This is a genomic window from Bradyrhizobium sp. 35 (genome assembly GCF_023073215.1).
Classification (GTDB): domain Bacteria; phylum Pseudomonadota; class Alphaproteobacteria; order Rhizobiales; family Xanthobacteraceae; genus Bradyrhizobium; species Bradyrhizobium canariense_D.
The window spans coordinates 156,990-183,382 of record NZ_JADPJC010000144.1 but is presented as its reverse complement, the minus strand read 5'-3'; the positions used below and the strand labels follow the sequence as shown (position 1 = coordinate 183,382).

Genomic DNA, 26,393 nt, shown 5'->3' with positions numbered 1-26,393 from the left:
TGGCGCGGCAGGACAGGCGATAGATCAAACTGAACAGATGACCCCACATGACCGAACTCCTTTGTTGATCACGGAGCAAATCTACATCGCCCGTCTTTCCGGCGGTTTTCGTGGGCCTTGGAAAATGGCTTCGTCGGGAGCGGTGAAATGTCGTCGGAACTGAGCGGACGAAGTCGCCTCACGGGGAGGTGAGGGCGTGTCTGGCTCAAAACACCTCGAAATATTCGCGGTGCTCCCAGTCGGTCACCTCGGACAGGAAGCGGTCGATCTCGGCATTCTTGATGTGGGTGTAATAATCGACGAACTCAGGCCCGAGCTTTTCGCGGAAGAACGGATCGTCCTTCAGCGCGCTGACCGCGTCGCGCAGCGATTTCGGCAACAGCGGCGCCTTGGTTTCGTAAGGCGTGTCGGCCGACGGGCCGGGATCGAGCTTGCGGTCGACCCCGTCGAGGCCGGAGAGGATCTGCGAGGCCATGTAGAGATAGGGATTGGCGGCGGGCTCGCCGATGCGGTTTTCCAGGCGCGTGGCGGCGTCGCCGGCGTCGCCGAGCACGCGGATCATCACGCCGCGATTGTCGCGGCCCCAGATCGCGCGGTCCGGCGCCAGCGAATAGGAGCGGTAGCGCTTGTAGCCATTGATGGTCGGGGTGGTGAACACGGTCGACGCGCGGGCGTGGTCGAGCAGGCCCGCAAGCCAGGCGCGGGCGAACGCGCTGAGCGGCTCGCCGCCGTCTTTGGCCATGAACTGGTTCTCGCCGCTCGCGCGCGAGACCACCGATTGGTGCAGATGCCAGCCGCTCGCGAACAGGTTCGGCAGCTTCGGCCGGCACATGAACGTGGCGTGATAGCCGTGGCGGTGCGCGATCTGCTTCACGGCAGAGCGAAACAGCACCATGTTGTCCGCGGGCTCAATGCCTTTCTTCGGGGCGAAGGTGAATTCGCACTGGCTCGGCCCGAACTCCACCTCGACCGAGCGCAAGGGCAGACCGAGCGCGACGATGTCACGCCGCAAGATCTCCAGCACCGGCTCCATCTGGTCGAAGCGCTGCTCGGTGAGGTATTGATAGCCGTGGCTGAGCAGGCTCACCGAAGGCGGTGTGCCGGGCTGGCCGGCATCCTCCGGGCGCATATGCGGATCGTCGAGCTTGAAGATGTGGAATTCGACCTCGAGGCCTGCCACGAAATCATGGCCGCGACTTGCGAGCTCGTCGAGCACCTTGCGATAGAGCCCGCGCGTCGCGAACGGCACGGGACGGCCGTCGTTGAAATAGAGGTCGCAGAGAACCCAGCCCGTGGTTGGCGCCCATGGCAAAACGCGAAACGTCGTGGGATCGGCGACCATCAGCACGTCGGCCGCGCCCTCCATCTCCTTCATGCCGAAGCCGCCGCCTGACGTGAACACCGGAAACACCGTGCGGTGCGAGGTGTCCTTGGCGAGCATGGTGGTGGTGATGGAGCAGCCGCTCTCCAGCGAGGCGATCGCCTCGGAGGCGACGATGGTCTTGCCGCGCAAAATGCCGTGCTGGTCCGGGAAGGCGAGGCGGATGACCTCGAGATTCTTCTCGTCGACGATGCGCCGCACGCGCAATGCGGCGTCCTTCTGCTCATCCGACCACAGCGCATGACGCGCGACGAAAGTCACTTTGGCAGTTCCTTCTTGCTCGGCGAGAGTATAGCGCACACTGTCATCGTCCGCGAAGGCGGACGATCCAGTATTCCAGAGACGTCCGTGTGTTCACGAGAGGCCGCGACGTACTGGATGCCCCGCTTTCGCGGAGCATGACAGCGGAGAATGTGGAGCCGCCGTCTCGCCTCGCTAGCGGCGAACTGCATTATCACTCCGCCGCCGTCAGGCGATGCACGTTGTCCGCGATCTCCTTCGGCACCGGCGCCGTCCACGGCGCGCTGCGGCGGCGCTTGACGTCGACTTCCATCCAGTAGATCTCCCAGCCTCGGGTCGGCCCGATGCCGTCCATGGTCGCCGGACCCTGGATCGAACGTGCGGTGGCCTCGTCGAGATGCAGCATCGGCTTCTCGCCGCCTGCGACCTTCTCGATCTCCTGCCGCAGCAGGCGCCGGTACTGCACGATCGCCTTGTCGCTCGTGCCGAGGTGCTCCCGGGTGCGGTCCTGGATCGCGCCCATCGATTCCACCGCCCACTGGTCGTGGACGTTGATGTCGGTGCCCATGCCGGTATAGGTCGCCGTCTGCTGCTCGTGCGGATCGAAGCCGTAATCGTTCGTCCCGTTCTTGCGCGATTTGTAATCCGGCAGCTCATAGAGCTCGAGCCGCTGGTCGCGCATCTTCTGCTTGTCCACGGGGTTCGAATAACTGGTGAAGATCGCGTACCAGTAGCAGTTCTCGTCGTCGACCGGCACGTGCCACTGTGTGATCGTCATCTCCGTGCTCATGGGGATGACGAAGCCGTGCGGAAAGAGCTGGTTGGTGACGCGCACATGGGTGCGCTCCTCGTCGATCTCGCGCAGCGCGATCAGCCGCAGGCCGTATTCGGTGTGCTCGACATTGATGATCGGGCGGTCGTATTCGCGCAAAATCTTCGTCATCGGCAAGTCGCTGCCTGCCGATGTGCCGCGGAACTGCTTGCCGTAGGCCGTCGAGGTGTCCTCGTCCTCGAAAAAGCGATGCAGATAGGAGGCGTGCGCGGGGTCGATGCCGACTTCGAGCGCCTGGAGCCAGTTGCAGGCCATGTGGCCTTTGAACGCGAAGGTGTGCGTGCCGGGCGCGACGAAGCAGTCGAGCTCGGGAAATGCCGGCGGCTCGCCCTCGCCGAGATAAGCCCAGAGGATGCCGCTCTTCTCCACCACAGGGTAAGAGCGCTGACGGATGTTCTGGCAGAGCTTTGAGTCCTTCGGCTCCGCCGGCGTCTCGATGCATTGCCCGGTGGCGTCGAACAGCCAGCCATGGAAGGCGCAACGCAGGCCGCCATGCTCGAGCCGTCCGAAGGCGAGATCGGCGCCGCGATGCGCACAGTGGCGATCGATCAGGCCGTAACGCCCCGTCTCGTCGCGGAACAGCACCAGGCTTTCGCCGAGCAATCTGACGGGACGGATCGGTCGATCGCCGTCGAGCTCGTCCACCAGCGCCGCCGGCTGCCAGTAGCTTCGCATCAGCTTCCCGCAGGGGTCCTTCGCACCGGTGCGGGTGATCAGGTCGTTCTGCTCCTGGCTCATCATGGCGAGTGCATCCTTTATGGAATGGCGTTTGTTCGCCTATTGAACGAATGGGCGAATTATGGCATGCCTTGACGCGGCAGCAAGCACTATTTTGCACGAATGACCCGACACCATGCCCAAGCTGAAGCGAAGCGAGAGCGACGAACGCGCGACGGATTTCGTCGAGAGCCTCGATCGCGGGCTGCGCCTGCTGCAATGCTTCGGCATCACGGCCGGCCCGATGACGCTGAGCGATCTCGCCCGTGCCGCTGAGCTTCCCCGCGCCACCGCGCGGCGCATGCTGTTCACGCTCCAGCGCGGCGGCTTCGTCAGTGGCGACGGGAAGCTGTTCTCGCTGACGCCACATGTGCTGACACTCGCCGCGTCGTATCTGCGGTCGAGCCAACTCGTCACGGTCCTGCAACCGGTGCTCGACCGCGTCGCGACAGCGGCCAACGAAATCTCCTCGCTCGCGGTGCTCGACGGCGATGAGGTCGTGTTCATCGCGCGCAGCAGTCCGGCGCGGATGTTCTCGGGCGGATTGGAAATCGGCTACCGGCTTCCGGCCTTCTGCACTTCGGTCGGCCGCGCCATGCTCGGTCAACTCGACGATGCCGAGCTTGCTGCGCGCCTGACGGCGACGAAGCGCGAAGCGCTGACGCCGCAGACGGTAACCGATCCCAAGGTGCTGCTCGCGCGCACCGTCGCCGATCGCGCGCAGGGCTATTCGCTGGTGGACCGCGAGGCCGAGCCGCATTTCCGCTCGATCTCGGTCCCCGTCCGCCGCTACGACGGCGTGATCGTCGCCGCCATTAACATGGGCGCGCACGTCGATCGCGTGCCGGCGCAGGAATTGATCGAGCGATTTTTGCCGCTGTTGCGTGAGGGCGCGGAGGCGTTGCGGTCGCAACTCTTGTAGCCCGGGTGAGCGAAGCGATACCCGGGAAAGTCATCGTGAAGACCCGGATGTCGCTTCGCTCATCCGGGCTACGCGCCCGTGCAAAAATCACTAGCGGTTGCGCATCCAGTCGGCGAGGCCGGACAACGCCTTGTCGAGGTCCTGCCGCGCTGCGGCGTCCACAACCGTCTCCTCCAGCGCACCGCGCATGCAGAGCATCCACGCGTCGCGCTCGGCATCGCCGATGGCAAAGCCGATGTGGCGCTGGCGCAGCCGCGGGTGGCCCTTCTCGACCGAATAGAGTTTCGGGCCGCCGGTCCATTCGGTGAGATAGCGCTTCAGCACATCCCTGATCAGGCCGAGGTCGTCCGCATGCATCGCGCGGATGATCTTCGCCTCCGGCAGCGTATCCATCCGGTCGTAGAAGCGATCGACCAGTCGATCGATCGTGGCGCTGCCGCCGATCCGCTCGAACATGGCGATTGCGACGTCGCTCTCGGTCATGGGAGTTCGGACCTACAGCGCGACGCTGCGCAGCCCGAAGCTGCGCGCTTCGTTCTGCAGCACCGGCCGGACCGCATCAACCAGGCGCGCCGCGGCGGCATCGACGGACAGCCCCGCCGTGTCGACCACCGCCGTCGCGCGCGCATATAGCGGCTCGCGGCTCAAGAGGATGTTGCGCAGCTCCGCCATCGCGGAGCGGTCGTCGGCCATCGGGCGCAAATCGCCCTGGCGGCGGACGCGGGCCATGTGCTCCTCGGGCTCGGCCTTCAGCCAGATCGTGTAGAACGACGACAGGATCTGGTCGAAGGTCAGAGGTTCGGAGACGATGCCGCCGCCGGTCGCCAGCACCATCAGCTCGTTGCGCGCGAGCAGCTGCTGCAGCGCCGCCTGCTCCATGCGGCGAAAGCCTTCCTGGCCGTAGAGCGCGATGATCTCGGCGACCGACAGCCCGTTCTGCTGCTCGATCTCCTTGTTGAGCTCGACAAAGCTCCAGCCGACCTTCTTCGCCAGCATCCGCCCAAGCGTCGATTTGCCGGCGCCGCGCAGGCCGATTAGCGCGATGCCGCAGAACGGCGCGCGCCGCGGCGCGGAGGCGCTGCCGCCTGCGAGCAGATCTTTTGCTTGTGCGACCTGCGCCGGCGTCGCCTTGCGCAGGAGATCGCGAAACATCTGCCAGTCCGGGGTCGGATCGGCCGAGGGAAGCAGGTCTTCGAGATGCGCGCCCATCGCGTCGGAGACGCGGCGCAGCAGCACGATGGAGACGTTGCCCTTGCCGCTTTCGAGCTGCGCGATGTAGCGCTCCGATATTCCTGATACCTTAGCGAGCACCTTGCGCGACATGCCGCGCAGCGCGCGCATGGTGCGCACGCGCTGGCCGAGCTGTTCGAGAAATCGGGATTCGGCGTCGGGACTGTCGGTCATGGACTGCGGATCATGGGCCTGCTTGAGCGGATGTCTTCTTTTAAAGAGGTCCTGCGGCGCGTATTAATGAAACATAGTGCCTGCTGGCATTGACAGCAAGCCGAGGCGGTGTCTTTCTATGAATTATAATTCTAAATTCAGGGGAGAAGTCCGTGAGCGAGGGATCCTATAACGCGGTGACCTGGCTGCTCGACCGGAACGTCGAGGAGGGACGCGGCAACAAGCTCGCCTTCGACGACACCGTCTCACGCCTCACCTATGGCGAGCTCCAGCGCGAAACGCGGCGCGCCGCCAACATGCTGCGCCGGCTCGGGGGCCGCCGCGAAGAGCGCGTGGCCATGATCATGCTGGATACGGTCGACTTCCCGATCGTGTTTCTGGGCGCGATCCGCGCCGGCATCGTGCCGGTGCCGCTCAACACGCTGCTGACATCAGATCAATACGCCTACATCCTCGCCGATTGCCGCGCGCGCGTGCTGTTCGTCTCGGAAGCGCTCTATCCCGTCATCAAGGACGTCGTCGGCCGCATGCCGGATCTGGAGCATGTCGTGGTCTCCGGCGCCAAACAGAACGGCCACAAGCAGCTCGCCGAGGAGATTGCGGACGAGAGCGATCAGTTCACCACCGCCGCCACCCATTCCGACGAACCGGCATTCTGGCTGTATTCCTCAGGTTCGACCGGCATGCCCAAGGGCGTGCGGCACATCCATTCGAACATGCAGGCGACCGCGGACACTTATGCGAAGCAGGTGCTCGGCATTCGCGAGAACGACGTTTGTCTTTCCGCGGCAAAGCTGTTCTTCGCATATGGCCTCGGCAATGCGTTGACCTTTCCGATGTCGGTCGGCGCCAGCGTGGTGCTCAACAGCGAACGGCCGACGCCCGCACGCATGTTCGACCTGATGAACCGCTACAATCCCTCGATCTTCTACGGCGTGCCGACCCTGTTCGCGGCGATGCTCAACGACGAAGCGATGAAGAGCGGGCGCGGCGGCAAGTCGCTCCGCATCTGCACCTCGGCCGGCGAGGCGCTCCCGGAGTCCGTCGGCAACAGCTGGAGGGCGCGCTTCGGCGTCGATATTCTCGACGGCGTCGGCTCGACCGAGCTGTTGCACATCTTCCTGTCGAACGCGCCCGGCGACATCAAATACGGCTCCTCCGGCAAACCGGTGCCCGGCTATGCGGTGCGGCTTGTCAACGAGGCCGGACAGGATGTCGCCGACGGCGAGGTCGGCGAGCTCCTGGTCGATGCGCCCTCCGCCGGCGAGGGGTACTGGAACCAGCGCCACAAGAGCCGCCGCACGTTCGAGGGGCCGTGGACCCGCACCGGCGACAAATATGTCAGGGATTCCGAGGGCCGCTATACCTTCTGCGGCCGCGCCGACGACATGTTCAAGGTCTCTGGCATCTGGGTCTCGCCCTTCGAGGTCGAGAGCGCGCTGATCACGCATCCCGCCGTGCTGGAAGCTGCCGTCGTGCCCGAAGCCGATCCGGAAGGTCTGCTGAAGCCCAAGGCCTTCGTCGTGCTGCGCCCCGGCGCGACGACGGCGGGCCTGCAGGAGATGCTTAAGGATCACGTCAAGCAGAAGATCGGCCCGTGGAAATATCCGCGCTGGATCGACGTGGTGGATTCCTTGCCGAAGACGGCGACGGGGAAGATCCAGCGGTTCAAGCTGCGGGACGGGGCGAATTGACAACAGGTCGTCATGGCCGGGCTTGACGACGGAGAGAGAAGAGCGACAGAGCATGACCAACCTCGCCCCCACCGGCTTCCTCAGCATCGGCGACGCCAGCCTCGAATACAAATGGCTGGCGCCGCAATCCGCCGATGCACCGACCATCGTCATGCTGCATGAAGGCCTCGGCTCGGTCGGGCTCTGGGGTGACTTCCCCGAGAAGCTGCGAGAGGCGACCTCCGCCGGCATCTTCGTCTATTCGCGCGCGGGCTACGGCCAGTCGAGCAAGGTCGCGCTGCCGCGGCCGCTCGACTACATGCAGCGCGAGGCACTCGACGTGCTGCCGAAGATCCTCGACGCGATCGGCTTCAGGCGTGGCCTGCTGCTCGGCCATTCCGACGGCGCGTCGATCGCGACGATCTATGCCGGCGCGCATCAGGATCATCGCCTGAACGGCCTCGTACTGATCGCGCCGCATTTCATCGTCGAGGACATCTCGGTGAAGTCGATTGCGGACATCAAGACGGCATTTGAGACCACCGACCTGAAGGCAAAGCTCGCGCGCTGGCACACGGACGTCGACAACGCCTTCTACGGCTGGAACGCCGCCTGGCTCGATCCCAAATTCCGCGACTGGGATATCTCGGAATATCTCGCTTATATCCGCGTTCCCGTCCTGATCCTTCAAGGCGTGGACGACCAATACGGGACGCTGCGTCAGGCCGAGATCGCGCAGCACGAATGCTATTGCCCGGTCGATTTGAAAGTCATGTCAGGCGCGGCGCATTCTCCGCATCGCGAAGCTCCGGGAGCGACGCTTCACGCGATTGAGCAATTTGCAGCAGCGGCCCTAGGAGAGGACATGCAACAAAATGCATGTATGGGCCGTTAAAGTCTAGACGCGCCCAACAATATGCATTATTGTGCATCTAACGGTAAACCAAGACGAACTCAAGGGTGGCCCATGGCCGAGGAAGATCGGCGCCTCGCAGGCGGCGCGACATTCATCGATTTCCAGACCGAGCCGTCCCGCTACCGGCACTGGAAGCTCGCGGTTGACGGTGACGTCGCCACCCTGACCATGGACGTCGACGAGAATGGCGGCCTGTTCGAGGGCTATCTGCTCAAGCTCAATTCCTACGATCTCGGCGTCGACATCGAGCTTGCCGACGCGGTCCAGCGCCTGCGCTTCGAGCACCCCGAGGTGAAGGTCGTGGTGATGCGCTCGGCCAAGAACCGCGTGTTCTGCGCCGGCGCCAACATCCGCATGCTCGCCGGCTCGACGCATGCCCACAAGGTCAATTTCTGCAAGTTCACCAACGAGACCCGCAACGGCATGGAAGACTCGTCGGAGAATTCCGGCCAGCGCTTTATCACCGTCGTGAACGGCTCGGCCGCCGGCGGCGGCTATGAGCTCGCGCTCGCCACCGACTACATCATGCTTGCCGATGACGGCGCGTCCGCCGTCGCCTTGCCCGAAGTGCCGCTGCTGGCGGTGCTGCCGGGCACCGGCGGCCTCACGCGTGTGGTCGACAAGCGCAAGGTGCGCCGCGATCACGCCGATTTCTTCTGCACCATCGAAGAAGGCGTGAAGGGCAAGCGCGCCGTGCAATGGCGCCTGGTCGACGAGATCGCGCCGAACAGCAAGCTCGAAGGCAAGGTTGCCGAGCGCGCCAGGGAATTCGCCCAGGCCTCGAAGCGCAAGGGCAGCGGCAAGGGCATCGCGCTGACGCCGCTCAAGCGCATCATCGATGAGACGAGCATCCGCTACGGCTTTGTCACCGTCGACGTCGACCGCGCCGCCCGCATCGCCACGATCTCGATCAAGGCGCCTGAAGCCGCGCCGCCCGCCGATATCGACGGGATGATGGCGCAGGGTGTCGCGTTCTGGCCGCTCCAGGTCGCGCGCGAACTCGACGACGCCATCCTGCATCTGCGTATCAACGAGCTCGAGATCGCGATGCTGGTGTTCAAGAGTCACGGCGACCGCGCCCATGTGCTCGCCTGCGACGCCTTCCTCGAAGCCAACAAGGCGCACTGGCTGGTCAACGAAATCAGGCACTACTGGAAGCGTGTCTTGAAGCGCATCGACGTCACCTCGCGCACGCTGGTGACGCTGGTCGAGCCCGGCTCCTGCTTCGCCGGCACGCTCGCCGAGCTCGTCTTCGCCGCCGACCGTTCCTACATGCTGATCGGCACGCGCCAGGGCGACAACCGCCCGCCGCCGTCGATCGAACTGTCAGCGATGAATTTTGGCCCGTATCCGATGAGCCATGGCCTGACGCGGCTTCAGTCGCGCTTCCAGGCCGATCCGTCCGATGTGGAACGCGCGGAAGCCACGACGGGCACCGCGCTGGACGCCGAGCAGGCCGAAGAGCTCGGTCTCGTCACCTTCGCACTCGACGACATCGACTGGGACGACGAGGTCCGCGTGTTCCTGGAGGAGCGCGCCAGCTTCTCGCCCGACAGCCTCACCGGCATGGAAGCCAACCTGCGCTTCGTCGGCCCCGAGACGATGGAATCGAAGATCTTCTCGCGCCTCACCGCGTGGCAGAACTGGATCTTCCAGCGCCCCAACGCGGTCGGCGAGGAAGGCGCGCTGCGCCGCTACGGCAGCGGCCAGAAGCCGAAATTCGATATGACGCGAGTGTAGAGCGCGAATGGAGAGTGGCGAATAGCGAATAGAGACGTCATTCGCCTCGCTATTCGCGATCCCACAATTCGATGCCCGCGATTTAATGAACTAGTCCCACACGGGAGGTCTTCCATGAACATCATGAACGTCGACTACTCGACCAAGATTCCGAACAACGTCAATTTGGCCGAAGACCGCCAGGTGCTCAAGGCGCTGGAAGGCTGGCATCCCGGCTACATGGACTGGTGGAAAGACATGGGGCCGGAAGGCTTCCAGGAATCGCTGGTGTACTTGCGCACCGCCTATTCGGTCGATCCGCGCGGCTGGGCCAAGTTCGACTATGTGCGGATGCCCGAGTATCGCTGGGGCATTCTCCTTGCTCCCCAGGAAGAGAACCGCGTCGTGCCGTTCGGCGAGCATTTTGGCGAGCCGGCCTGGCAGGAAGTCCCGGGCGAGTATCGCGCCATGCTGCGCCGTCTGATCGTGATCCAGGGCGACACCGAGCCCGCCTCCGTCGAGCAGCAGCGCCATCTCGGCAAGACCGCGCCCTCGCTGTACGACATGCGCAATCTGTTCCAGGTCAATGTCGAGGAAGGCCGTCACCTCTGGGCGATGGTGTACCTGCTGCAAAAGTACTTTGGTCGCGACGGACGTGAAGAGGCCGACGATTTGTTGCGCCGCCGCTCGGGCGACGCCGACTCGCCGCGCATGCTGGGCGCCTTCAACGAGGCGACGCCGGACTGGCTGTCCTTCTTCATGTTCACCTACTTCACCGACCGCGACGGCAAGATGCAGCTGCACTCGCTTGCGCAGTCCGGCTTCGATCCCCTGTCGCGCACCTGCCGCTTCATGCTGACGGAAGAAGCGCACCACATGTTCGTCGGCGAGACCGGCATCACCCGCGTCGTGCAGCGCACCTGCGATGCGATGCGCGAAGCCGGCATCACCGATCCCACCGACATCGCGAAGGTCCGCGCGCTCGGCGTGATCGACCTGCCGACCATTCAGAAGAAGCTGAACCTGCACTATACGCTGTCGCTCGATCTGTTTGGCTCGGAAGTCTCGACCAACGCGGCGAACGCCTTCAACACCGGCATCAAGGGTCGCTATCACGAGACCCAGATCGACGACGATCATCAGCTCAAGAACGCCACCTATCCGGTGCTGAAGTTCATCGACGGTGAGATCAAGCTCGTCGACGAGCCGGCGCTGACCGCGCTCAACATGCGCCTGCGCGACGATTACAGCCAGGATTGCGTCAAGGGCATGCTGCGCTGGAACAAGGTGATCTCGACCGCGGGCTACCAGTTTCAGCTCAAGCTGCCCAACGTCGCCTTCCACCGCCATATCGGCGAGTTCAAGGGCATCCACGCGACGCCCGACGGCATTTTGATCGACGATGCCACCTGGGCGAAGCGCAAGGACGAATGGCTGCCCTCGACCGCGGACGGCGACTTCATCACCTCGCTGATGCAGCCCGTCACCGAGACCGGCCAGTTCGCCTCCTGGATCTCACCGCCGAAAGTCGGCATCGACAACAAGCCCGGCGATTTCGAATATGTGAGGATCGAGTCGTAAGGGCCGCCAGCGAGGCGCGACGGCCGCGCTACATACTCACCTGTCGTCCCGGCGAAGGCCGGGACTACACCGGAGTGTGAGGTGAGGGCGTCGTGCTGACGCGCCCCCGCCTACCCCGCGATCTCCAGCCCCGCGTTCGCGTACACCACGCCGCCATCCACCGCGATGGTGTTGCCGACCACGTAGTCACCCGCGCGCGAGGCGAGATAGATCGCCACGCCGGCCATGTCCTCGTCGGTTCCGATCCGCCGCGCCGGAATGCGCTTGGCGACCTCGTCCGAATGGTCGCGCGCAGCCCGGTTCATGTCGGACTTGAACGCGCCGGGCGCGATCGCGGTGACGTTGACGTTGTCCTTGATCAGTTTCGTCGCCATGCGCCGCGTCAAATGGATCACCGCGGCCTTGCTCGCGGCATAGGAGTAGGTCTCGCCGGGATTGACGAAAATGCCGTCAACCGAGGCGATGTTGATGACCTTGGCGGGCCGCTCATGCGAAGCCGCCGCGCGCAGCGGCTTGGCCAGCGCCTTGGTCAGGAAGAACAGCGACTTGACGTTGAGGTCCATCACCTTGTCCCAGCCGCTTTCGGGGAATTCGTCGAACTCCGCGCCCCAGGCAGCCCCTGCATTGTTGACGAGGATGTTGAGCTTCGGCTCCAGCTTGATGATTTCGCGAGCGAGCCTGTCGCAGCCGTCGACGGTCGAGATGTCGATCGGCAGCGCGATGCACTCACCGTCATATCGGCCTGACAGCTCTCTCGCGGTGGCCTCGCAAGGTCCTGCCTTGCGCGCGGTGATGTAGACCTTCGCGGCTCCCGCGCTGAGAAATCCCGCCGCGATCATCTTGCCGATGCCGCGCGAACCACCGGTCACCAGCGCGACGCGGCCTTTGAGCGAGAACAGATCGTTGAACATGGTGCCTCCCTTGGTGTTTGGCGACGTTTTGAGCGGGGTAGGGAGGGGAGTCAAGGAAAGTGCCGCATCGTCGTCCTGGCTTTCGCCATGCGACGTCCGAGTTCGGGCAGCCAAGACGGAGAGATTAAGCCGCCGCGATCCTGCGGAAGCCGTTCCACATCGCGGTCGCGGCGCCCGAGGTCAGCACCGGCAGAATCCGCGTGTCCTGGTAATTGCCGTTGAGCGAGACCCGTGGCAGCGCCGTCATGCGGCCGGCGTCTTCGGCGAACAGCATGCCGGGCCGCGTCGTCACCGCGGTCTTGAAGCCGGCGGATGCAGCGAGCACGAATTCACGCTCGCCCGCCGCCTCGCGATCGCCATAGGGATAGGCCAGATGTTGAACGTTGCGGCCGAGCGCCTGCTCGATCCGCGCGCGGCTCACGGCCATCTCCTGCGTGGCGATCGCTTCGCTTTGCTTGGCGAGATTGCAATGGCTGACGGAATGCGCGCCGATCGTGACCAGGGGATCGGCGGCAAATGTCTTCACCTCGTCCCAGGACAGGCAGAGGCTGCGGCACAGCGCGGCCATGTCGACGCCGTACTTCGTGCAGAGCGCCTCGATCTCGCGCTTGAGATCGTGCTCGCCGGGCAGTGCGCGCAACCAGTCGTGCAGGCGATCGAACGCCACCTGCTTGGCGGCTGGCGTCGTCGCATCGAGCCGCAGCGCGGCATTGCCGATCGTCACCTCAATCTGCTCGGTCTTGGCGATCACGGCCTCCAGCGCCTCCCACCACAGCCGGCCCGTCCCCTCCGCGAAATCGCTGGCGACATAGACCGCCAAGGGCGCGTCAAATTCGCGCAGAACCGGCAGCGCAAAATCGAGATTGTCGCGATAGCCATCGTCGAGCGTGAAGGCGGCGAAGCGGCGGTCGAACCGGCGCCGCACCAGCCGCTCGTGCAGGTCGTCCATGCTGACGATGTCGATCTCGCGCGCGCGCAGGTGGCGCAGTGTGGCACGCAGGAATTCGGGGGTGACTTCGAGATGCCGGTTCGGCTGGAACGCCGCGCCGCGGGCCGGCCGCACGTGATGCAGCATGAATATGGCGCCGACGCCCGACAAAAGCGGACGCAACAGGTGGTGGGCGCCGCTGAAATAGAGTGCTTCCAGCCCGGCGCGGATGACGTTGTTACGGAGTTGTTTCATGACCCGCTGGCGGACTTTGGCATTCCGCTTTCAACTTACGGAAGAACCCTTGAAGAAAAAGTTATTCCAATTGTCCAGGCCCGGCCTTCGGAAGGGCGTCATTTCCGGTTTGACAGCCTGCCAAGGGTTTGTTTTGTCTCCGGTTCCAGAGTTCGGGTCGTCGAATGCACAAGCTTTTCAGGTGGGCCAGCAAATGGTGGCCGGGGCTGATCCCCTTGGCCGTCATGTGGGGATTTGCGGCCTGGAATAACACTTTGCCGGTCGAGGCGGACCTTTCCGCCCGCAGCTCGGCGGCGCTAAAGGATACCGTTCTGGACAAGACCCGGATCGCGGTGGATGGCCGCGACGTCAGCCTGGCTGCGGACGCGTTTTCTGAGGAGGGGCGCCGCGACGCTGTTGTGGCGGTCGAGACCGTCCCCGGCGTGCGCCTGGTCGACGACCGGACCCGCCTCGTGCCCGAGGCAAAGCCCTTCGTCTGGAACGCCGAGCGCGACGTGGTGCGGGTGACGCTGTCAGGCTCCGCGCCCCTGCCGTCGATGAAGGGCCGCCTGACCGAGGCGGCCCGCAAGGAGGTCGGCGGCACCGAGGTGGCCGATCAGATGGGTTTGGCCCGCGGCGCACCGCCGCGGTTCGAGGCGGCTGCGATGCTGCTGCTCGACCAGATCGGCAAGCTCAAGGACGGCAAGATCACGATCACAGACACCAAAGTCACTCTGTCAGGGATGGCGCGCGATCTCGGCGGCCGCGAAGCGGTCGCAGCGGCCCTTAAAAACCTGCCCGAGGGCTTTTCGATCGCCGCCAACGATGTCAAGGCGCCGCCTTACGTGTTCCAGGCTTACAAGGATCCGGTGGCCGCGACGGTGACGCTGACCGGCTATGTTCCCGACAACAATGTCCACGCGGCCATCGCCACCAGCGCGTCGCGGAAATTCTTCAACGAAAAGGTTGTCGACAATCTCAAGGCCAGCGTCGGCGCGCCCGGCTCCTTCAGCCCCGCCGTGGTCGCAGCGCTCGGCGCGCTGTCGCGACTGTCGACCGGCACGCTCGTCGTGTCCGACCGCGAGGTGAAGCTGTCGGGCGATGCGCTCTATGAAGGTGCCGCCAACGACATCCGCGCAGGCCTCGGCAAGGATTTTCCGAAAAACTGGCAGTACAAGCCGGAAATCACGGTGAAACCCGCGGCCGGGCCGGTCGACGGCACCGTGTGCCAGCAATTGTTCTCCGAGCTCTTGGCCAAGGCCAAGATTCGCTTCGGGGCGAAGCGCGCCGAGATCGATCCGGATTCCGCCGGCATTCTTGATCATCTGATCGAGACGGCATTGCGATGTCCCACCACCAATATCGAGGTCGCCGGGCATACCGATGCCGACGGCGAGGATTCCTTCAACCAGGCACTGTCGGAGAAGCGCGCGAAGGCGGTGATCGACTACCTGGTCAAGGCCGGCTTGCCTGGCAACCGGTTCACCGCGGTCGGCTACGGCAGCACGCAGCCCGTCGCCGGCAATGACAGCAAAGACGCCAAGGCGCAGAACCGCCGCATCGAATTTCTGGTGAGGTGACGATGCCCTATCTCGTCTCGTTCCATCTGGGCTGGCTGATCGGCTCGCTGCTGCTCGGCTTCTGCATGGGCTGGATCTCGGTGGTCCAACGCGGCAACGGCACCTCGAAGGTGACCGCGCGCTGGCTCGCCGTGCTTGTTGCCGGCCTGGTCGCGGCCTCGTTCGCGCATGTGGTCCCCGGTCGCTTCGGCTACTGGCTCGACCTCGGCCTGGTCATGTTCGCCTGCTACCTCGTCGGCGGCGGCATCGGCGCCTGGCTGCGCGACCGTGTGGTCGCGCGCAGCATGCCACCGGCCTGAGCGGCTGAGCTGAGAGGCAAACGCGCGCCCGCTATCGCGCTCATCAACTTGCGCTGCCATCAGATTTCCAGGGCGACAAAGCGCGCTTGACAATAATACGTACGTACGTATTATAACGCTATGCCCAAGCCCTCGCTCAAAGACGCCATTCTCGACGCCGGCCTGAAGGTCATGTTTCGGACCGGCTATCACGGCACCAGCGTGCGCGACGTCACCACTGCTGCGGGCGCGCCGCAGGGGTCCTTCACCAATCATTTCCGCTCCAAGGAAGCGTTCGCCTCCGAGGTGCTCGACCGCTACTTCGAGATCACAAGGGGGCTGGTCGCCGAGGCGCTCGACGACACCTCGCTGACCCCGCGGGCTCGGCTGAAGCGCTACCTGGACATCATCATTGGCCGGCTCGAAGCGGACGGCTACGGCCGCGGCTGTCTGATCGGCGATCTCAGTCTGGAGGCGACCGGCAGCAGCGAGATGCTGCGCGCGCGCCTTGCGGCCATCTTTGCTGAATGGCGCATGCCGTTCGCCGCCTGCATCAGGGATGCCCAAACCAGCGGCGAGATCGCATCCGATTTCGAGCCCGAGGAGCTCGCAGACTTCCTGCTCGCGTCCTGGCAGGGCGCGATCCTGCGCATGAAGGTCGACCGCAATCCCAAAGCGCTCGAACGTTTCAAGAGCATCGCATTCCAAACCGTGTTCAAGGAGCTGACATGACCAAGCAGATCGACATCAAGCTTCGCAAAGCGTCCGTCCTCGGAAGCGGCATGGCCTATCGTGAGGCAGGCGCGCAGAACGCGCCGGTCGCGCTCTTCCTGCACGGCAATCCGACGTCCTCGCACATCTGGCGCAACATCATGCCCCTGGTGTCACCGGTCGCGCATTGCCTCGCGCCCGACAACATCGGCTTCGGTCAGTCCGGCAAGCCCAACATCGCCTATCGCTTCTTCGACCACGTCCGCTATCTCGATGCCTTCATCGAACAGCGCGGCATTACGTCGGCCTATCTGGTCGCGCAGGATTGGGGCACGGCGCTCGCATTTCATCTTGCGGCGCGCCGGCCGGATTTCGTGCGCGGCCTTGCCTTCATGGAATTCATTCGTCCGATGCCGACCTGGCAGGACTTCCACGACACCGAGGTTGCCGCAGAGCAGGAGCATGCCGAGGCGGCGCGGGCGGCCTTCCGTAAATTCAGGACGCCGGGCGAGGGCGAGGCGATGATCCTCGAGGCGAATGCCTTCGTCGAGCGCGTGCTACCCGGCGGCATGGTCCGCAAGCTCAGCGATGACGAGATGGCGCCCTATCGCGCGCCGTTTCCAACACCAGAGAGCCGCCGGCCCGTTCTTGCACTTTCGCGCGAACTGCCGATCGCAGGCGAGCCCGCTGACGTTTATCAGGCTCTGCAGTCCGCGCATGCAGCGCTGGCCGCGTCGTTCTATCCAAAGCTCCTGTTCACCGGCGAGCCCGGAGCTCTGGTCTCACCGGAATTTGCCGAACGGTTTGCAGCCTCCCTGAAGCACTGCGCGCTGGTTCGTCTCGGCGCCGGCCTGCATTTCCTCCAGGAGGATCACCCCGAGGCGATCGGGCGCTCCGTCGCCGGCTGGATCGCGGGCATCGAGGCAGTGCGCCCGCAGCTTGCGGCCTGAGCAGAACGCTACCTCCGAACGACGTGCTCATCGCGGCCGCTGGCGGGCGGCCGCAATGACGTCTGTGATGTCGCAGTGCAACCGGATGATCGAGCGCGAGCCGTCGGCCACGTAATCGTGCGCGCCGCAGCGGCCGCGCGCGGCGCGACCCTCTTTCAACAGCGAAATCCCGCCCATAGATTGATTTCGACTTAAGCCGTGACGGAACATTGTACGGCCGAAATCATCAAAACTTCATGGCGTCTGCGCCAGGATGGCCATGGAGATTCGCGTCAGGCTTGCCGCCGAAAGCGCCAAACCGTGCATCAGGAGCCCGCAACCTGCCTAAAACCTTGAAGCCACGACTTTTTGTTCGAATTGTCGAATTCCACTCCGCCCCAAAACGCGCTAGTGGAGGGGCAGGGGGCATGCGCGATGCCGGAGCCGCCGGCGAGGATTCGTCGGGTGCCTGCGTGTCGTCCGCCTGTTCGCCGGCCACCCTGGCCGCTGAAGCGTTGTTCGAGGTTTAGATGCTGGAAGCCATACGCAGGGCGATGTCGTTTCTGCGCCAGAAGCAAATCCTGCATAAGCTTGGAGTTGTGATCAGCGTCGCGGTCATCGGCATCGCTTGCTATGTGCTCTACCACATGCTGCGCGGCATCGATGTCAACGAAGTCCTCGAAGCGATCAAGAGCACCGAGCCGAGCCAGATCGCGATGGCGGCGCTGTTCGTCGCTGCGGGCTATTTCACGCTGACCTTCTACGACCTGTTCGCCGTGCGCGCGATCGGCCATCCCCACGTGCCCTATCGGATTAACGCGCTCGCTGCCTTCACCAGCTATTCGATCGGCCACAATGTCGGCGCCAGCGTCTTCACCGGCGGCGCGGTGCGCTACCGCATCTATTCCGCCTATGGCCTGAACGCGATCGACGTCGCAAAGATCTGCTTCCTCGCCGGCCTGACCTTCTGGCTCGGCAATGCCGCGGTGCTGGGCCTCGGCATCTCCTATCATCCGGAAGCCGCGGCCTCGATCGACATGCTTCCGCCCTGGCTGAACCGGATGCTGGCGATGATGATCATCGTCGGACTGGTCGCTTACGTGGTCTGGGTCTGGACCCAGCCGCGCATGGTCGGCCGCGGGCCCTGGACCGTGATGCTGCCGGGCGGCCCGCTGACGCTGCTCCAGATCGCGATCGGCATCATCGATCTCGGCTTCTGCGCGCTCGCGATGTACGTGCTGGTCCCTGACGAGCCCAATCTCGGTTTCGTGGTGGTCGCGGTGATCTTCGTCTCGGCCACGCTGCTCGGCTTTGCCAGCCATTCGCCCGGAGGCCTTGGCGTGTTCGACGCGGCGATGCTGGTCGGGCTCTGGCAGATGGACCGCGAGGAGCTGCTGGGCGGGATGCTGCTGTTCCGCGTCCTCTATTATCTGTCCCCTTTTGTCATATCTGTAATCTTGCTGACGTTTCGCGAAGTTATCATCGGCGCACGATCGAAGCGCCTGCAGCAGGCTGCGCTCAAGCTCGACCCCGGCCCCGCGCCTGAAGCCGCTTACGTGAGAAAGCGCAGCGACAGCGGCGCCTGACCGGCGCAAGGCCTTTTGGAGAAGCCCGCCCCGATGGCGATCGACGCCCCAACTTCTCCCTCCTCCCCGCCCTGGTCCGACCGGCTGCGGCACTCGACCGTCATCCTGCTCGCCGCGGCGCTCGCGCTATCCGTGGTGGTCTCGCTGGGGGAATTATCGGCGCTGCATGCGATTGCGGTGTTCCTCTGCATCGCGGCCGCAGCGCTGATCCCGTGGCGCCTGCACGATACCGCCGCCTCGCGCGAAGAGACCCGCCGCGTCAACCCGGTCGAGAGCGCGGCGGTCGCCGCAGTGGTCGCCGGCATGCCCGATCCCGCGGTGCTGCTCGACCGCGCCGGCCGCGTCATCCATCTCAACGCCGCAGCCGCCCAGCTCGCGCCGGCACTGCGCCGGAATGAGCTCGCCCAGTTCGCGCTGCGCTCGCCCGAGATCATCACGGCGCTGCGCGAGTCGATCGCGACCACCGAGCCGCGGCGCGCGACCTATCTCGACCATGTCCCGGTCGATCGCTGGATGGAGCTGACCATCACGCCGGTGCCGGTGCCGACCACCTTTGGCGGCGCCGACAAATGCATGCTGATGACCTTTCACGACCAGACGCCGCTGCGCCGGGTCGAGGAAATGCGGGCCGATTTCGTCGCCAATGCCAGCCACGAGCTGCGCACGCCGCTGGCCGCGCTGTCCGGCTTCATCGACACGCTCCAGGGCCAGGCCAAGGACGATCCCAAGGCGCGCGAGCGCTTCCTCGGCATCATGCACAACCAAGCCACCCGGATGGCGCGCCTGATCGACGATCTCTTGTCGCTGTCGCGGGTGGAGCTGTCGGCCCATGTGCGGCCCGACACCCTGGTCGACCTGCTGCCGATCATCTTGCAGGTCGCCGATGGGCTCGAGCCGCTGGCGCGGGAACGCCAGGTCGAGGTCGAGACCCAGCTGCCCGAGACCCCGGTGCTGATCGCGGGGGACCGCGAGGAGTTGCTCCGCCTGTTCGAGAATTTGATCGAGAACGCGCTCAAATACGGCGCCTCCGGTGGACGCATTATCGTGTCGCTGATATCAGGCGCGGCCCCTGATGGAACTCAGGAAATCCGGGTGCTGGTCCGGGATTTCGGCCCCGGCATCGCGCCGGAGCACCTGCCGCGGCTGACCGAGCGCTTCTACCGGGTCGATGTCGGCGACAGCCGCTCGCAGGGCGGCACCGGCCTGGGATTGTCGCTGGTGAAACATATGCTTAACCGTCATCGCGGCCGGCTTTTGATCGAAAGCGTGCCCAAACAGGGCGCCACTTTCACCGCCTGTTTTCCCCAGGGCAAGCCTGCGGCTCTGAGCTAAATTCCAGCGATTTCAGCTGCTTAACACTGTCATCCGACTGTCACCAAACCTTCGTAAAAGCTCAGCTGTCCGCTCCTAAAGGGGCGGCACGGGGAGCGCGATCGGGCGCGGATGGCGCTTCGCTCCCCTGTATGGAGACCAGCATGAATTTCCTCAAAACACTCGTCGCTGCTGGCATTGTCGCCGCATCGACGACGGCGGCCTTTGCTGCCGACATCACCGGAGCCGGCGCGACGTTCCCGTTCCCGATCTATTCCAAATGGGCCGACGCCTACAAGAAGGAGACCGGCAACGGTCTGAACTACCAGTCGATCGGCTCCGGCGGCGGCATTAAGCAGATCCAGGCCAAGACCGTGACCTTCGGCGCCAGCGATGCGCCGCTCAAGGCCGAGCAGCTCGAGAAGGACGGCCTCGTCCAGTGGCCGATGGTGATGGGTGCCATCGTGCCCGTCGTCAACATCGAGGGCGTGAAGCCCGGTGAACTGGTGTTCGACGGCGAGACGCTGGCCAGCATCTATCTCGGCAAGATCACCAAATGGGACGACGCCGCGATCAAGAAGCTCAACCCGAACGTGAAGCTGCCCTCGGAGGCCATCACCGTGGTCCGCCGTTCGGACGGTTCGGGCACCACCTTCAACTTCACCAACTACCTCGCCAAGGCCAGCGCGGATTGGAAGAGCAAGGTCGGTGAGGGTACCGCGGTCGAGTGGCCGGTCGGCGTCGGCGCCAAGGGCAATGAAGGCGTGTCCGGCAACATCAGCCAGACCAAGAACTCGATTGGCTATGTCGAGTACGCCTATGCCAAGCAGAACAAGCTGACCTACACCGGTCTCATCAACAAGGCCGGCAAGCCTGTGCAGCCCACCGTCGAAGCCTTCCAGGCGGCCGCCTCCAACGCCGACTGGGCCAAGGCTCCCGGCTACTACGTCATCCTGACCGACCAGCCCGGCGAGAAATCCTGGCCGATCACGGCGGCGACCTTCATCCTCATGCACAAGGACGCCACCGACAAGGCGGCCTCGCAGGAAGCCATCAAGTTCTTCCGCTGGGCCTTCAAGAGCGGCGGCAAGGCGGCTGAAGAGCTCGACTACATCCCGATGCCGGATCCGGTCGTTCAGCTGATCGAGAAGACCTGGGCTGCCGACATCAAGAGCTAGGTTCGCGACGCTCGTGCCCCGGATGCGCTGCGCTGCATCCGGGGCACGGACCAACAAAAAACGTATACTATTTGGTACAGGGGATCGGCGTGGCAGAGATGGCCGTTCAGAGCGATGTAATCGACGACGCCGGACCGTATGACCGCGCCAAGGCCTTGAGCGCGTTCAAGCTCGGCGACGTTACCTTCTACTGGATTACGCGGCTCTCCGCGATCTCGGTGCTTCTGATCCTCGGCGGCATCATCATTTCGCTGATCGTCGGCGCTTTCCCGGCGATGAAAGAATACGGCGTCTCCTTCCTGTGGACGCAGCGCTGGGCGCCCTCCGCAGATCCGCCGGTGCTCGGCGCGCTCGGGCCGATGTACGGCACGCTCGTCACCTCCTTCATCGCGATGCTGATCGCCATTCCCGTGGGTCTCGGCATTGCGATCTTCCTCACCGAGCTCTGCCCGCAATGGCTGCGCCGCCCGATCGGCATGGCAATCGAGCTGCTCGCCGGTATTCCCTCGATCATCTACGGCATGTGGGGCTTCTTCGTGTTGGGTCCGTTCCTGGCCAACACGTTCCAGCCCTTCATGATCAAGATCTTCGACGGCGTTCCCGTGCTGGGCGCGATCTTCGCAGGTCCCCCGTCCTATCTCAGCCTGTTCAATGCCGCGCTGATCCTTGCCATCATGGTGCTGCCCTTCATCACCTCGATCTCGGTCGACGTGTTCAAGACGGTGCCTCCGGTCCTGAAGGAAGCCGCCTACGGCGTCGGCTGCACCACATGGGAAGTCGTCCGCAGCGTGGTGATCCCCTACACCCGGGTCGGCGTCATCGGCGGCATCATGCTGGCGCTGGGCCGCGCGCTCGGCGAGACCATGGCGGTGACCTTCATCATCGGCAACTCGTTCCGGATCTCGTCATCGATCTTTGCGCCGGGCACCACGATCTCGGCGGCGATCGCATCCGAGTTCGCCGAGAGCGACGGCCTGCACCAATCCGGCCTGATCCTGCTCGGCCTCCTGCTGTTCGTTCTGACCTTCTTCGTGCTCGCAGCGGCGCGGCTGATGCTGATGCGGCTGGAAAAGAAGGCGGGGAATTAGCGCCATGAATCCGATCTATTCACGCCGACGCCGCAAGGACATCGTCGTCCGCGGGCTCTGCATCGCCGCAACCGCCTTCGGCGTCACCTGGCTCGCGCTGATCCTGATCACGCTGCTCTACAACGGGCTGGCGGGACTCAATGTCCAGCTGTTCACCGAGAACACGCCGCCACCGGGATCGAACGAGGGCGGTCTGCTCAACGCCATCGTCGGCTCGCTGATCATGACCGTGATCGGCGTCGGCATCGGCGCGCCGCTCGGTATGTTCGCCGGCACCTATCTCGCCGAATACGGCCGCAATGACCGGCTGACCTCGGTGATCCGCTTCATCAACGACATCCTGCTCTCGGCGCCCTCGATCATCATCGGCCTGTTCATCTACGGCGCCGTGGTGGTGCCGATGCGCGGCTTCTCGGCGATCGCAGGCTCGCTCGCCCTCGCGGTCATCGTGATCCCGGTGGTGCTGCGCACGACCGAGGACATGCTGCTGCTGGTGCCGAACGCGTTGCGCGAGGCGGCCTCGGCGCTCGGCCTGCCGCGTTCGCTGGTGATCCAGCGGATCGCTTATCGTGCTGCCCGATCGGGTCTCATCACCGGCGTGCTGCTCGCGACCGCTCGCGTCGCCGGTGAAACCGCGCCGCTGCTGTTCACCGCGCTATCGAACCAGTTCTTCAGCCTCGGCCTGAACAAGACGATGGCGAACCTGCCTGTGACCATCAACAACTTCGTGCAGAGCCCCTATGCCTATTGGAAGCAGTTGGCCTGGAGCGGGGCGCTGCTCATCACCCTGACCGTTCTTGCCCTTAATATTTTCGCGCGCATCCTTGGCGCCGAGAGGACCGCAAAATGAGTGATCTTTCCGTGTCGATGAGCGCGTCCGGTGGACTGCCGCACGCGGCGGTGCTGCCCGAGGCGCCCCCCAAGGTGACCGTGCGTAACCTGGACTTCTATTACGGCGAGCACCATGCGCTGAAGAACATCAACCTGACGCTCGGCGCCAACCGCGTTACGGCGTTCATCGGTCCGTCGGGCTGCGGCAAGTCGACCCTGCTGCGCATCTTCAACCGGATGTACGACCTCTATCCCGGCCAGCGCGCCACCGGTCAGCTCATGCTCGATCAGACCAACATTCTCGACCCCAGGCTGGACCTCAATTTGCTGCGCGCCCGCGTCGGCATGGTGTTCCAGAAGCCGACGCCGTTCCCGATGACGATCTACGAGAACATCGCGTTCGGCATCCGTCTCTATGAGAAGATCTCGAAGTCCGAGATGGACGGCCGCGTCGAGAAGGCGCTGCGCGGCGGCGCGCTGTGGAACGAGGTCAAGGACAAGCTCAACGCCTCCGGCCTGTCGCTCTCCGGCGGCCAGCAGCAGCGCCTCTGCATCGCCCGCACCGTCGCGGTGCGGCCCGAGGTGATCCTGTTCGACGAACCCTGTTCGGCGCTCGACCCGATCTCGACCGCCAAGGTCGAGGAGCTGATCCAGGAGCTGTCCGAGGATTACACGATCGCTATCGTCACCCACAACATGCAACAGGCGGCGCGCGTCTCCGACAAGACCGCCTTCATGTATCTCGGCGAGCTGATAGAGTTCGACGACACCAGCAAGATCTTCACGTCGCCGTCAGATCGGCGCACGCAGGATTACATCACCGGCCGGTTCGGCTAGGAGACGCGACATGGGTTCTGAACATACCGCAAAGGCTTTCGACACCGACCTCCAGGAACTCACTCGCCTGGTCGCCGAGATGGGCGGCATCGCCGAGCGCATGATCGTCGAGTCCGTCGACGCGCTGATCCGCCGCGACGTCCCGCTCGGCCAGCGCGTCGTCGCCATCGACACCGAGCTCGACGCGCTGCAGAAGCGCATCGAGGAGCGTGCGGTGCTCACCATCGCCCGCCGCCAGCCGATGGCGGTCGATCTGCGCGAGATCGTCGGCGCCATGCGCGTCGCGACCGATCTCGAGCGCATCGGCGACCTCGCCAAGAACATGGGCAAGCGCGTCGCGGCGCTGGAGACGGACTTCCATCCGCTCAAGCTGTTCCGCGGCCTCGAGCACATGACCGACCTCGTGCAGCAGCAGGTCAAGTCGGTGCTGGACGCCTATGCCGCGCATGATTTGCCGGCGGCGATGGCGGTGTGGAAGGGCGACGAGGAAGTCGACGCCATCTGCACCTCGCTGTTCCGCGAACTCCTCACCTACATGATGGAGGATCCGCGCAATATCTCGTTCTGCATCCATCTGATGTTCTGCGCCAAGAACATCGAGCGGATCGGCGACCACGCCACCAATATCGCCGAGACCGTGTTCTACATGATCGAGGGCCAGGCGATCACCGACAAGCGGCCGAAGGGCGACATGACGACCTTTGCCAACACGGTACCGAACACCTGAAGACTTAAGGAGCGACGACCCGATGGGCGCACGCATTATGGTGGTTGAGGACGAGGAAGCCCTGACCGAGCTTCTCCGCTACAACCTCGAAGGCGACGGCTATGACGTCGAGACGGTGATGCGCGGCGACGACGCCGACACCCGCCTCAAGGAGCACATCCCCGATCTGATCGTGCTCGACTGGATGCTGCCGGGCCTGTCAGGCATCGAATTGTGCCGGCGGCTTCGCACCCGTCCCGAGACCAAGCAGCTCCCGATCATCATGCTCACCGCGCGCGGCGAGGAGAGCGAGCGGGTGCGGGGTCTTGCGACCGGCGCCGACGATTACATCGTCAAGCCGTTCTCGGTGCCGGAGCTGCTGGCGCGCGTGAAAGGCCTGCTGCGGCGCGCGAGCCCGGAGCGCCTCGCCACCGTCCTTGCTTTTGGCGACATCGAGCTCGACCGTGACAAGCGCCGCGTGGCGCGCTCGGGCCGGCCGATCGATCTCGGTCCGACCGAATATCGCCTGCTGGAGTTCTTCCTGGAGCATCCGGGACGGGTGTTCTCGCGCGAGCAGCTGCTCGACAGCGTCTGGGGCCGCGACATCTATATCGACGAGCGCACCGTCGACGTGCATATCGGCCGCCTGCGCAAGCTGCTCAATCTCGGCCGCGAGCAGGACCCGATCCGCACCGTCCGCGGCGCCGGCTACGCGCTGGATGATCGCTTCGCGAAGGCGGAGCAGGTGTAGGGTTGCAGGCTTGTTTGTTGGCGAGCTGTCCCTGCATTCTCAGCCGTCGTCCCGGACAAGCGAGCGAAGCGAGCGCTGATCCGGGACCCATAACCACCGAACGTGGTTTGGCGAAGACTCGGAGTGACCCCTTCCGCACGATTATTGCGTGCTCGGAGTATGGGTCCCGGCCCCCCGTGCGCAATTGCGCACTAGGCCGGGACGACACTGAAATTGTTGAACTGTCTTCGCGTGACGACTAACGGGGACCCGGCTTTACCGGTGCGCGGCGCCGATCCGACGCGGGCTGGTACGCAACGCGCGAGTGCTGGGCGCAATAGGGCAGTCCGGACAGCGCCCTTCCACCGCAGAAGAAGAAGTCCGGGGTCGAGGGATCGCCGACCGGCCAGTGGCAGGTCGCCTCGTTCAATTCCAGCAGCGACAGCCGCTGGCTCATCGGCACCACGTTGTCGTAGGTGACCGGATCCGGCTCAGCCTCGACCTCGAAGGCCTGCGCCAGCGCGGTGTTGCCGCGCGAGATCGGGCGGCTCACCCGCATCATGTGCTGCGCGGGGCGCGCCTTGCGCGGCCGCGGCGCTGCCGATGATGGGCTCTTGGCGCGGCCCGAAAGGCCGAGCCTGTGCACTTTGCCGATCACGGCATTGCGGGTCACATTGCCGAGCTCCGCCGCGATCTGGCTGGCCGAAAGTCCGGCCTCCCAGAGCTTTTTCAGCTGCTCGACGCGATCATCGGACCAGGTCAAAACCGTCATTGCACCCTTTCCCTCGCTGCGCGCCAGCCATCCTGGGGCCTCGCAGCGAATGCCTAAGCCTTCAAAAACCCGTGCCGCCAGAATCCCTTAAGGCTCGCCGGGCGCGTCTTGAACGCCCGAACGTTTACGCCGGTACATAAGGACTTAAAGATCAGAACCACTGCACGAGATGTCGTATCTGACAATCCAAACGCTACAATATGGCGTGACTCCCGCGCAAGAGTCCGCCGACTCGCTTCCACATGTTCCGTGGCCAAATCCCGCAAAATCGGCACCGCAAGACTACGGATTCAGCGTTTCGCGAGGCTTTCCGGGCGGCATTGACACCCGTTTCACCAGGCCTAAGATAGTCGCACGTGCCGCCCTCAAGAGGCGGCACGTTTCGTTTTCCGGGCCGG

General features: G+C 64.4%; 24 protein-coding genes and 1 pseudogene. 17 read left to right on the top strand and 8 right to left on the bottom strand.

What is annotated here, in order from left to right; all coding sequences use genetic code 11:
- Window positions 1–205: 205 nt before the first annotated feature.
- Together IVB36_RS29600 and IVB36_RS29595 are read right to left on the bottom strand one after the other, a co-directional pair.
- Complete coding sequence (locus tag IVB36_RS29600) at window positions 206–1,642, bottom strand: glutamine synthetase family protein (protein WP_026233074.1); 1,437 nt, start codon at window positions 1,640–1,642, stop codon at window positions 206–208.
- 193 nt (window positions 1,643–1,835) lie between these two features.
- On the bottom strand, window positions 1,836–3,194 hold the full coding sequence (locus IVB36_RS29595; RefSeq protein ID WP_204513152.1) for an aromatic ring-hydroxylating dioxygenase subunit alpha: 1,359 nt from the start codon (window positions 3,192–3,194) through the stop codon (window positions 1,836–1,838).
- 112 nt (window positions 3,195–3,306) lie between these two features.
- Here IVB36_RS29595 and IVB36_RS29590 point away from each other — a divergent pair, with 112 nt between their 5' ends.
- Window positions 3,307–4,092 (top strand): IclR family transcriptional regulator C-terminal domain-containing protein, encoded by a 786-nt coding sequence (locus IVB36_RS29590; protein WP_018456046.1) that lies wholly within the window; start codon window positions 3,307–3,309, stop codon window positions 4,090–4,092.
- A 90-nt stretch (window positions 4,093–4,182) separates the two neighbouring features.
- On the opposite strand, the gene IVB36_RS29585 is transcribed toward IVB36_RS29590, so the two are convergent.
- On the bottom strand, window positions 4,183–4,575 hold the full coding sequence (locus IVB36_RS29585) for a group II truncated hemoglobin (RefSeq protein WP_018456047.1): 393 nt from the start codon (window positions 4,573–4,575) through the stop codon (window positions 4,183–4,185).
- Between the two features lie 12 nt (window positions 4,576–4,587).
- Window positions 4,588–5,508, bottom strand: a pseudogene (locus tag IVB36_RS29580) (helix-turn-helix transcriptional regulator); the annotation flags it as partial.
- A gap of 140 nt (window positions 5,509–5,648) precedes the next feature.
- Here IVB36_RS29580 and IVB36_RS29575 point away from each other — a divergent pair.
- The 4 genes from IVB36_RS29575 to boxB all read left to right on the top strand — a co-directional run bounded on the left by IVB36_RS29575 (window position 5,649) and on the right by boxB (window position 11,385).
- Window positions 5,649–7,190, top strand: coding sequence for a benzoate-CoA ligase family protein (locus IVB36_RS29575; RefSeq protein WP_247394030.1), 1,542 nt, complete (start codon window positions 5,649–5,651; stop codon window positions 7,188–7,190).
- A gap of 52 nt (window positions 7,191–7,242) precedes the next feature.
- Window positions 7,243–8,064 carry an alpha/beta hydrolase gene (locus IVB36_RS29570; RefSeq protein WP_018456050.1) on the top strand — a complete coding sequence of 274 codons (822 nt, stop codon included), beginning with the start codon at window positions 7,243–7,245 and terminating at the stop codon, window positions 8,062–8,064.
- Between the two features lie 72 nt (window positions 8,065–8,136).
- Window positions 8,137–9,825: a 2,3-epoxybenzoyl-CoA dihydrolase gene (gene boxC, locus IVB36_RS29565; RefSeq protein ID WP_247295966.1), complete on the top strand. Its 1,689-nt coding sequence runs from the start codon at window positions 8,137–8,139 to the stop codon at window positions 9,823–9,825.
- A gap of 123 nt (window positions 9,826–9,948) precedes the next feature.
- Complete coding sequence (gene boxB / locus IVB36_RS29560; protein WP_026233075.1) at window positions 9,949–11,385, top strand: benzoyl-CoA 2,3-epoxidase subunit BoxB; 1,437 nt, start codon at window positions 9,949–9,951, stop codon at window positions 11,383–11,385.
- A gap of 110 nt (window positions 11,386–11,495) precedes the next feature.
- On the opposite strand, the gene IVB36_RS29555 is transcribed toward boxB, so the two are convergent.
- Both IVB36_RS29555 and IVB36_RS29550 read right to left on the bottom strand, forming a co-directional pair.
- Window positions 11,496–12,296: an SDR family oxidoreductase gene (locus IVB36_RS29555; protein ID WP_018456053.1), complete on the bottom strand. Its 801-nt coding sequence runs from the start codon at window positions 12,294–12,296 to the stop codon at window positions 11,496–11,498.
- Between the two features lie 124 nt (window positions 12,297–12,420).
- The gene (locus tag IVB36_RS29550; RefSeq protein ID WP_247394028.1) at window positions 12,421–13,479 is read right to left on the bottom strand and encodes a polysaccharide deacetylase family protein; all 1,059 of its coding nucleotides are present in this window, start codon (window positions 13,477–13,479) and stop codon (window positions 12,421–12,423) included.
- Between the two features lie 164 nt (window positions 13,480–13,643).
- Here IVB36_RS29550 and IVB36_RS29545 point away from each other — a divergent pair, with 164 nt between their 5' ends.
- From IVB36_RS29545 to IVB36_RS29530, 4 genes are all read left to right on the top strand, one after another.
- Complete coding sequence (locus IVB36_RS29545) at window positions 13,644–15,038, top strand: OmpA family protein (protein ID WP_247394026.1); 1,395 nt, start codon at window positions 13,644–13,646, stop codon at window positions 15,036–15,038.
- 2 nt (window positions 15,039–15,040) lie between these two features.
- Window positions 15,041–15,337 carry a membrane protein gene (locus IVB36_RS29540; RefSeq protein ID WP_018456056.1) on the top strand — a complete coding sequence of 99 codons (297 nt, stop codon included), beginning with the start codon at window positions 15,041–15,043 and terminating at the stop codon, window positions 15,335–15,337.
- A gap of 120 nt (window positions 15,338–15,457) precedes the next feature.
- Window positions 15,458–16,048 carry a TetR/AcrR family transcriptional regulator gene (locus tag IVB36_RS29535; protein WP_018456057.1) on the top strand — a complete coding sequence of 197 codons (591 nt, stop codon included), beginning with the start codon at window positions 15,458–15,460 and terminating at the stop codon, window positions 16,046–16,048.
- On the top strand, window positions 16,045–16,977 hold the full coding sequence (locus IVB36_RS29530) for a haloalkane dehalogenase (RefSeq protein ID WP_247394024.1): 933 nt from the start codon (window positions 16,045–16,047) through the stop codon (window positions 16,975–16,977). Before IVB36_RS29535 ends, IVB36_RS29530 begins: the two co-directional genes overlap by 4 nt.
- 27 nt (window positions 16,978–17,004) lie before the next feature.
- Here IVB36_RS29530 and IVB36_RS29525 read toward each other — a convergent pair whose 3' ends face one another.
- The gene (locus IVB36_RS29525) at window positions 17,005–17,154 is read right to left on the bottom strand and encodes a hypothetical protein (protein WP_018456059.1); all 150 of its coding nucleotides are present in this window, start codon (window positions 17,152–17,154) and stop codon (window positions 17,005–17,007) included.
- Between the two features lie 332 nt (window positions 17,155–17,486).
- On the opposite strand from IVB36_RS29525, the gene IVB36_RS29520 reads away from it, so the two are divergent.
- From IVB36_RS29520 to phoB, 8 genes are all read left to right on the top strand, one after another.
- Window positions 17,487–18,542, top strand: a complete 1,056-nt coding sequence (locus tag IVB36_RS29520) for a lysylphosphatidylglycerol synthase domain-containing protein (protein ID WP_018456061.1) — start codon at window positions 17,487–17,489, stop codon at window positions 18,540–18,542.
- A 33-nt stretch (window positions 18,543–18,575) separates the two neighbouring features.
- Complete coding sequence (locus IVB36_RS29515; RefSeq protein ID WP_247394022.1) at window positions 18,576–19,874, top strand: ATP-binding protein; 1,299 nt, start codon at window positions 18,576–18,578, stop codon at window positions 19,872–19,874.
- Window positions 19,875–20,017: 143 nt separating this feature from the next.
- Window positions 20,018–21,031 (top strand): phosphate ABC transporter substrate-binding protein PstS, encoded by a 1,014-nt coding sequence (gene pstS, locus IVB36_RS29510; RefSeq protein ID WP_026233076.1) that lies wholly within the window; start codon window positions 20,018–20,020, stop codon window positions 21,029–21,031.
- Between the two features lie 98 nt (window positions 21,032–21,129).
- The gene (gene pstC / locus IVB36_RS29505; RefSeq protein ID WP_018456064.1) at window positions 21,130–22,119 is read left to right on the top strand and encodes a phosphate ABC transporter permease subunit PstC; all 990 of its coding nucleotides are present in this window, start codon (window positions 21,130–21,132) and stop codon (window positions 22,117–22,119) included.
- A gap of 4 nt (window positions 22,120–22,123) precedes the next feature.
- Window positions 22,124–22,969, top strand: coding sequence for a phosphate ABC transporter permease PstA (gene pstA, locus IVB36_RS29500; RefSeq protein WP_247394020.1), 846 nt, complete (start codon window positions 22,124–22,126; stop codon window positions 22,967–22,969).
- Window positions 22,966–23,787, top strand: coding sequence for a phosphate ABC transporter ATP-binding protein PstB (gene pstB, locus IVB36_RS29495; protein ID WP_018456066.1), 822 nt, complete (start codon window positions 22,966–22,968; stop codon window positions 23,785–23,787). Before pstA ends, pstB begins: the two co-directional genes overlap by 4 nt.
- Window positions 23,788–23,797: 10 nt before the next feature.
- Complete coding sequence (gene phoU, locus IVB36_RS29490) at window positions 23,798–24,514, top strand: phosphate signaling complex protein PhoU (protein WP_018456067.1); 717 nt, start codon at window positions 23,798–23,800, stop codon at window positions 24,512–24,514.
- A 22-nt stretch (window positions 24,515–24,536) separates the two neighbouring features.
- On the top strand, window positions 24,537–25,244 hold the full coding sequence (gene phoB, locus IVB36_RS29485) for a phosphate regulon transcriptional regulator PhoB (protein ID WP_007597871.1): 708 nt from the start codon (window positions 24,537–24,539) through the stop codon (window positions 25,242–25,244).
- A 238-nt stretch (window positions 25,245–25,482) separates the two neighbouring features.
- Here the strand turns inward: phoB and IVB36_RS29480 are convergent, their stop codons facing one another.
- Window positions 25,483–25,995 (bottom strand): GcrA family cell cycle regulator, encoded by a 513-nt coding sequence (locus IVB36_RS29480; protein ID WP_247394018.1) that lies wholly within the window; start codon window positions 25,993–25,995, stop codon window positions 25,483–25,485.
- Between the last annotated feature and the right edge of the window lie 398 nt (window positions 25,996–26,393).

Bases quoted from the DNA above. Each gene is read 5' to 3' on its own strand.
- phoU (WP_018456067.1), top strand. From the start codon at position 23,798: ATGGGTTCTGAACATACCGCAAAGGCTTTCGACACCGACCTCCAGGAA.
- pstS (WP_026233076.1), top strand. From the start codon at position 20,018: ATGAATTTCCTCAAAACACTCGTCGCTGCTGGCATTGTCGCCGCATCG.
- IVB36_RS29530 (WP_247394024.1), top strand. From the start codon at position 16,045: ATGACCAAGCAGATCGACATCAAGCTTCGCAAAGCGTCCGTCCTCGGA.
- pstC (WP_018456064.1), top strand. From the start codon at position 21,130: ATGGCCGTTCAGAGCGATGTAATCGACGACGCCGGACCGTATGACCGC.
- IVB36_RS29515 (WP_247394022.1), top strand. From the start codon at position 18,576: ATGGCGATCGACGCCCCAACTTCTCCCTCCTCCCCGCCCTGGTCCGAC.
- boxC (WP_247295966.1), top strand. From the start codon at position 8,137: ATGGCCGAGGAAGATCGGCGCCTCGCAGGCGGCGCGACATTCATCGAT.
- IVB36_RS29525 (WP_018456059.1), bottom strand. From the start codon at position 17,154: ATGGGCGGGATTTCGCTGTTGAAAGAGGGTCGCGCCGCGCGCGGCCGC.
- IVB36_RS29595 (WP_204513152.1), bottom strand. From the start codon at position 3,194: ATGATGAGCCAGGAGCAGAACGACCTGATCACCCGCACCGGTGCGAAG.
- IVB36_RS29550 (WP_247394028.1), bottom strand. From the start codon at position 13,479: ATGAAACAACTCCGTAACAACGTCATCCGCGCCGGGCTGGAAGCACTC.
- IVB36_RS29520 (WP_018456061.1), top strand. From the start codon at position 17,487: ATGCTGGAAGCCATACGCAGGGCGATGTCGTTTCTGCGCCAGAAGCAA.
- IVB36_RS29590 (WP_018456046.1), top strand. From the start codon at position 3,307: ATGCCCAAGCTGAAGCGAAGCGAGAGCGACGAACGCGCGACGGATTTC.
- pstB (WP_018456066.1), top strand. From the start codon at position 22,966: ATGAGTGATCTTTCCGTGTCGATGAGCGCGTCCGGTGGACTGCCGCAC.
- IVB36_RS29540 (WP_018456056.1), top strand. From the start codon at position 15,041: ATGCCCTATCTCGTCTCGTTCCATCTGGGCTGGCTGATCGGCTCGCTG.
- IVB36_RS29545 (WP_247394026.1), top strand. From the start codon at position 13,644: ATGCACAAGCTTTTCAGGTGGGCCAGCAAATGGTGGCCGGGGCTGATC.
- IVB36_RS29570 (WP_018456050.1), top strand. From the start codon at position 7,243: ATGACCAACCTCGCCCCCACCGGCTTCCTCAGCATCGGCGACGCCAGC.
- IVB36_RS29555 (WP_018456053.1), bottom strand. From the start codon at position 12,296: ATGTTCAACGATCTGTTCTCGCTCAAAGGCCGCGTCGCGCTGGTGACC.
- pstA (WP_247394020.1), top strand. From the start codon at position 22,124: ATGAATCCGATCTATTCACGCCGACGCCGCAAGGACATCGTCGTCCGC.
- IVB36_RS29535 (WP_018456057.1), top strand. From the start codon at position 15,458: ATGCCCAAGCCCTCGCTCAAAGACGCCATTCTCGACGCCGGCCTGAAG.
- IVB36_RS29480 (WP_247394018.1), bottom strand. From the start codon at position 25,995: ATGACGGTTTTGACCTGGTCCGATGATCGCGTCGAGCAGCTGAAAAAG.
- boxB (WP_026233075.1), top strand. From the start codon at position 9,949: ATGAACGTCGACTACTCGACCAAGATTCCGAACAACGTCAATTTGGCC.
- IVB36_RS29585 (WP_018456047.1), bottom strand. From the start codon at position 4,575: ATGACCGAGAGCGACGTCGCAATCGCCATGTTCGAGCGGATCGGCGGC.
- phoB (WP_007597871.1), top strand. From the start codon at position 24,537: ATGGGCGCACGCATTATGGTGGTTGAGGACGAGGAAGCCCTGACCGAG.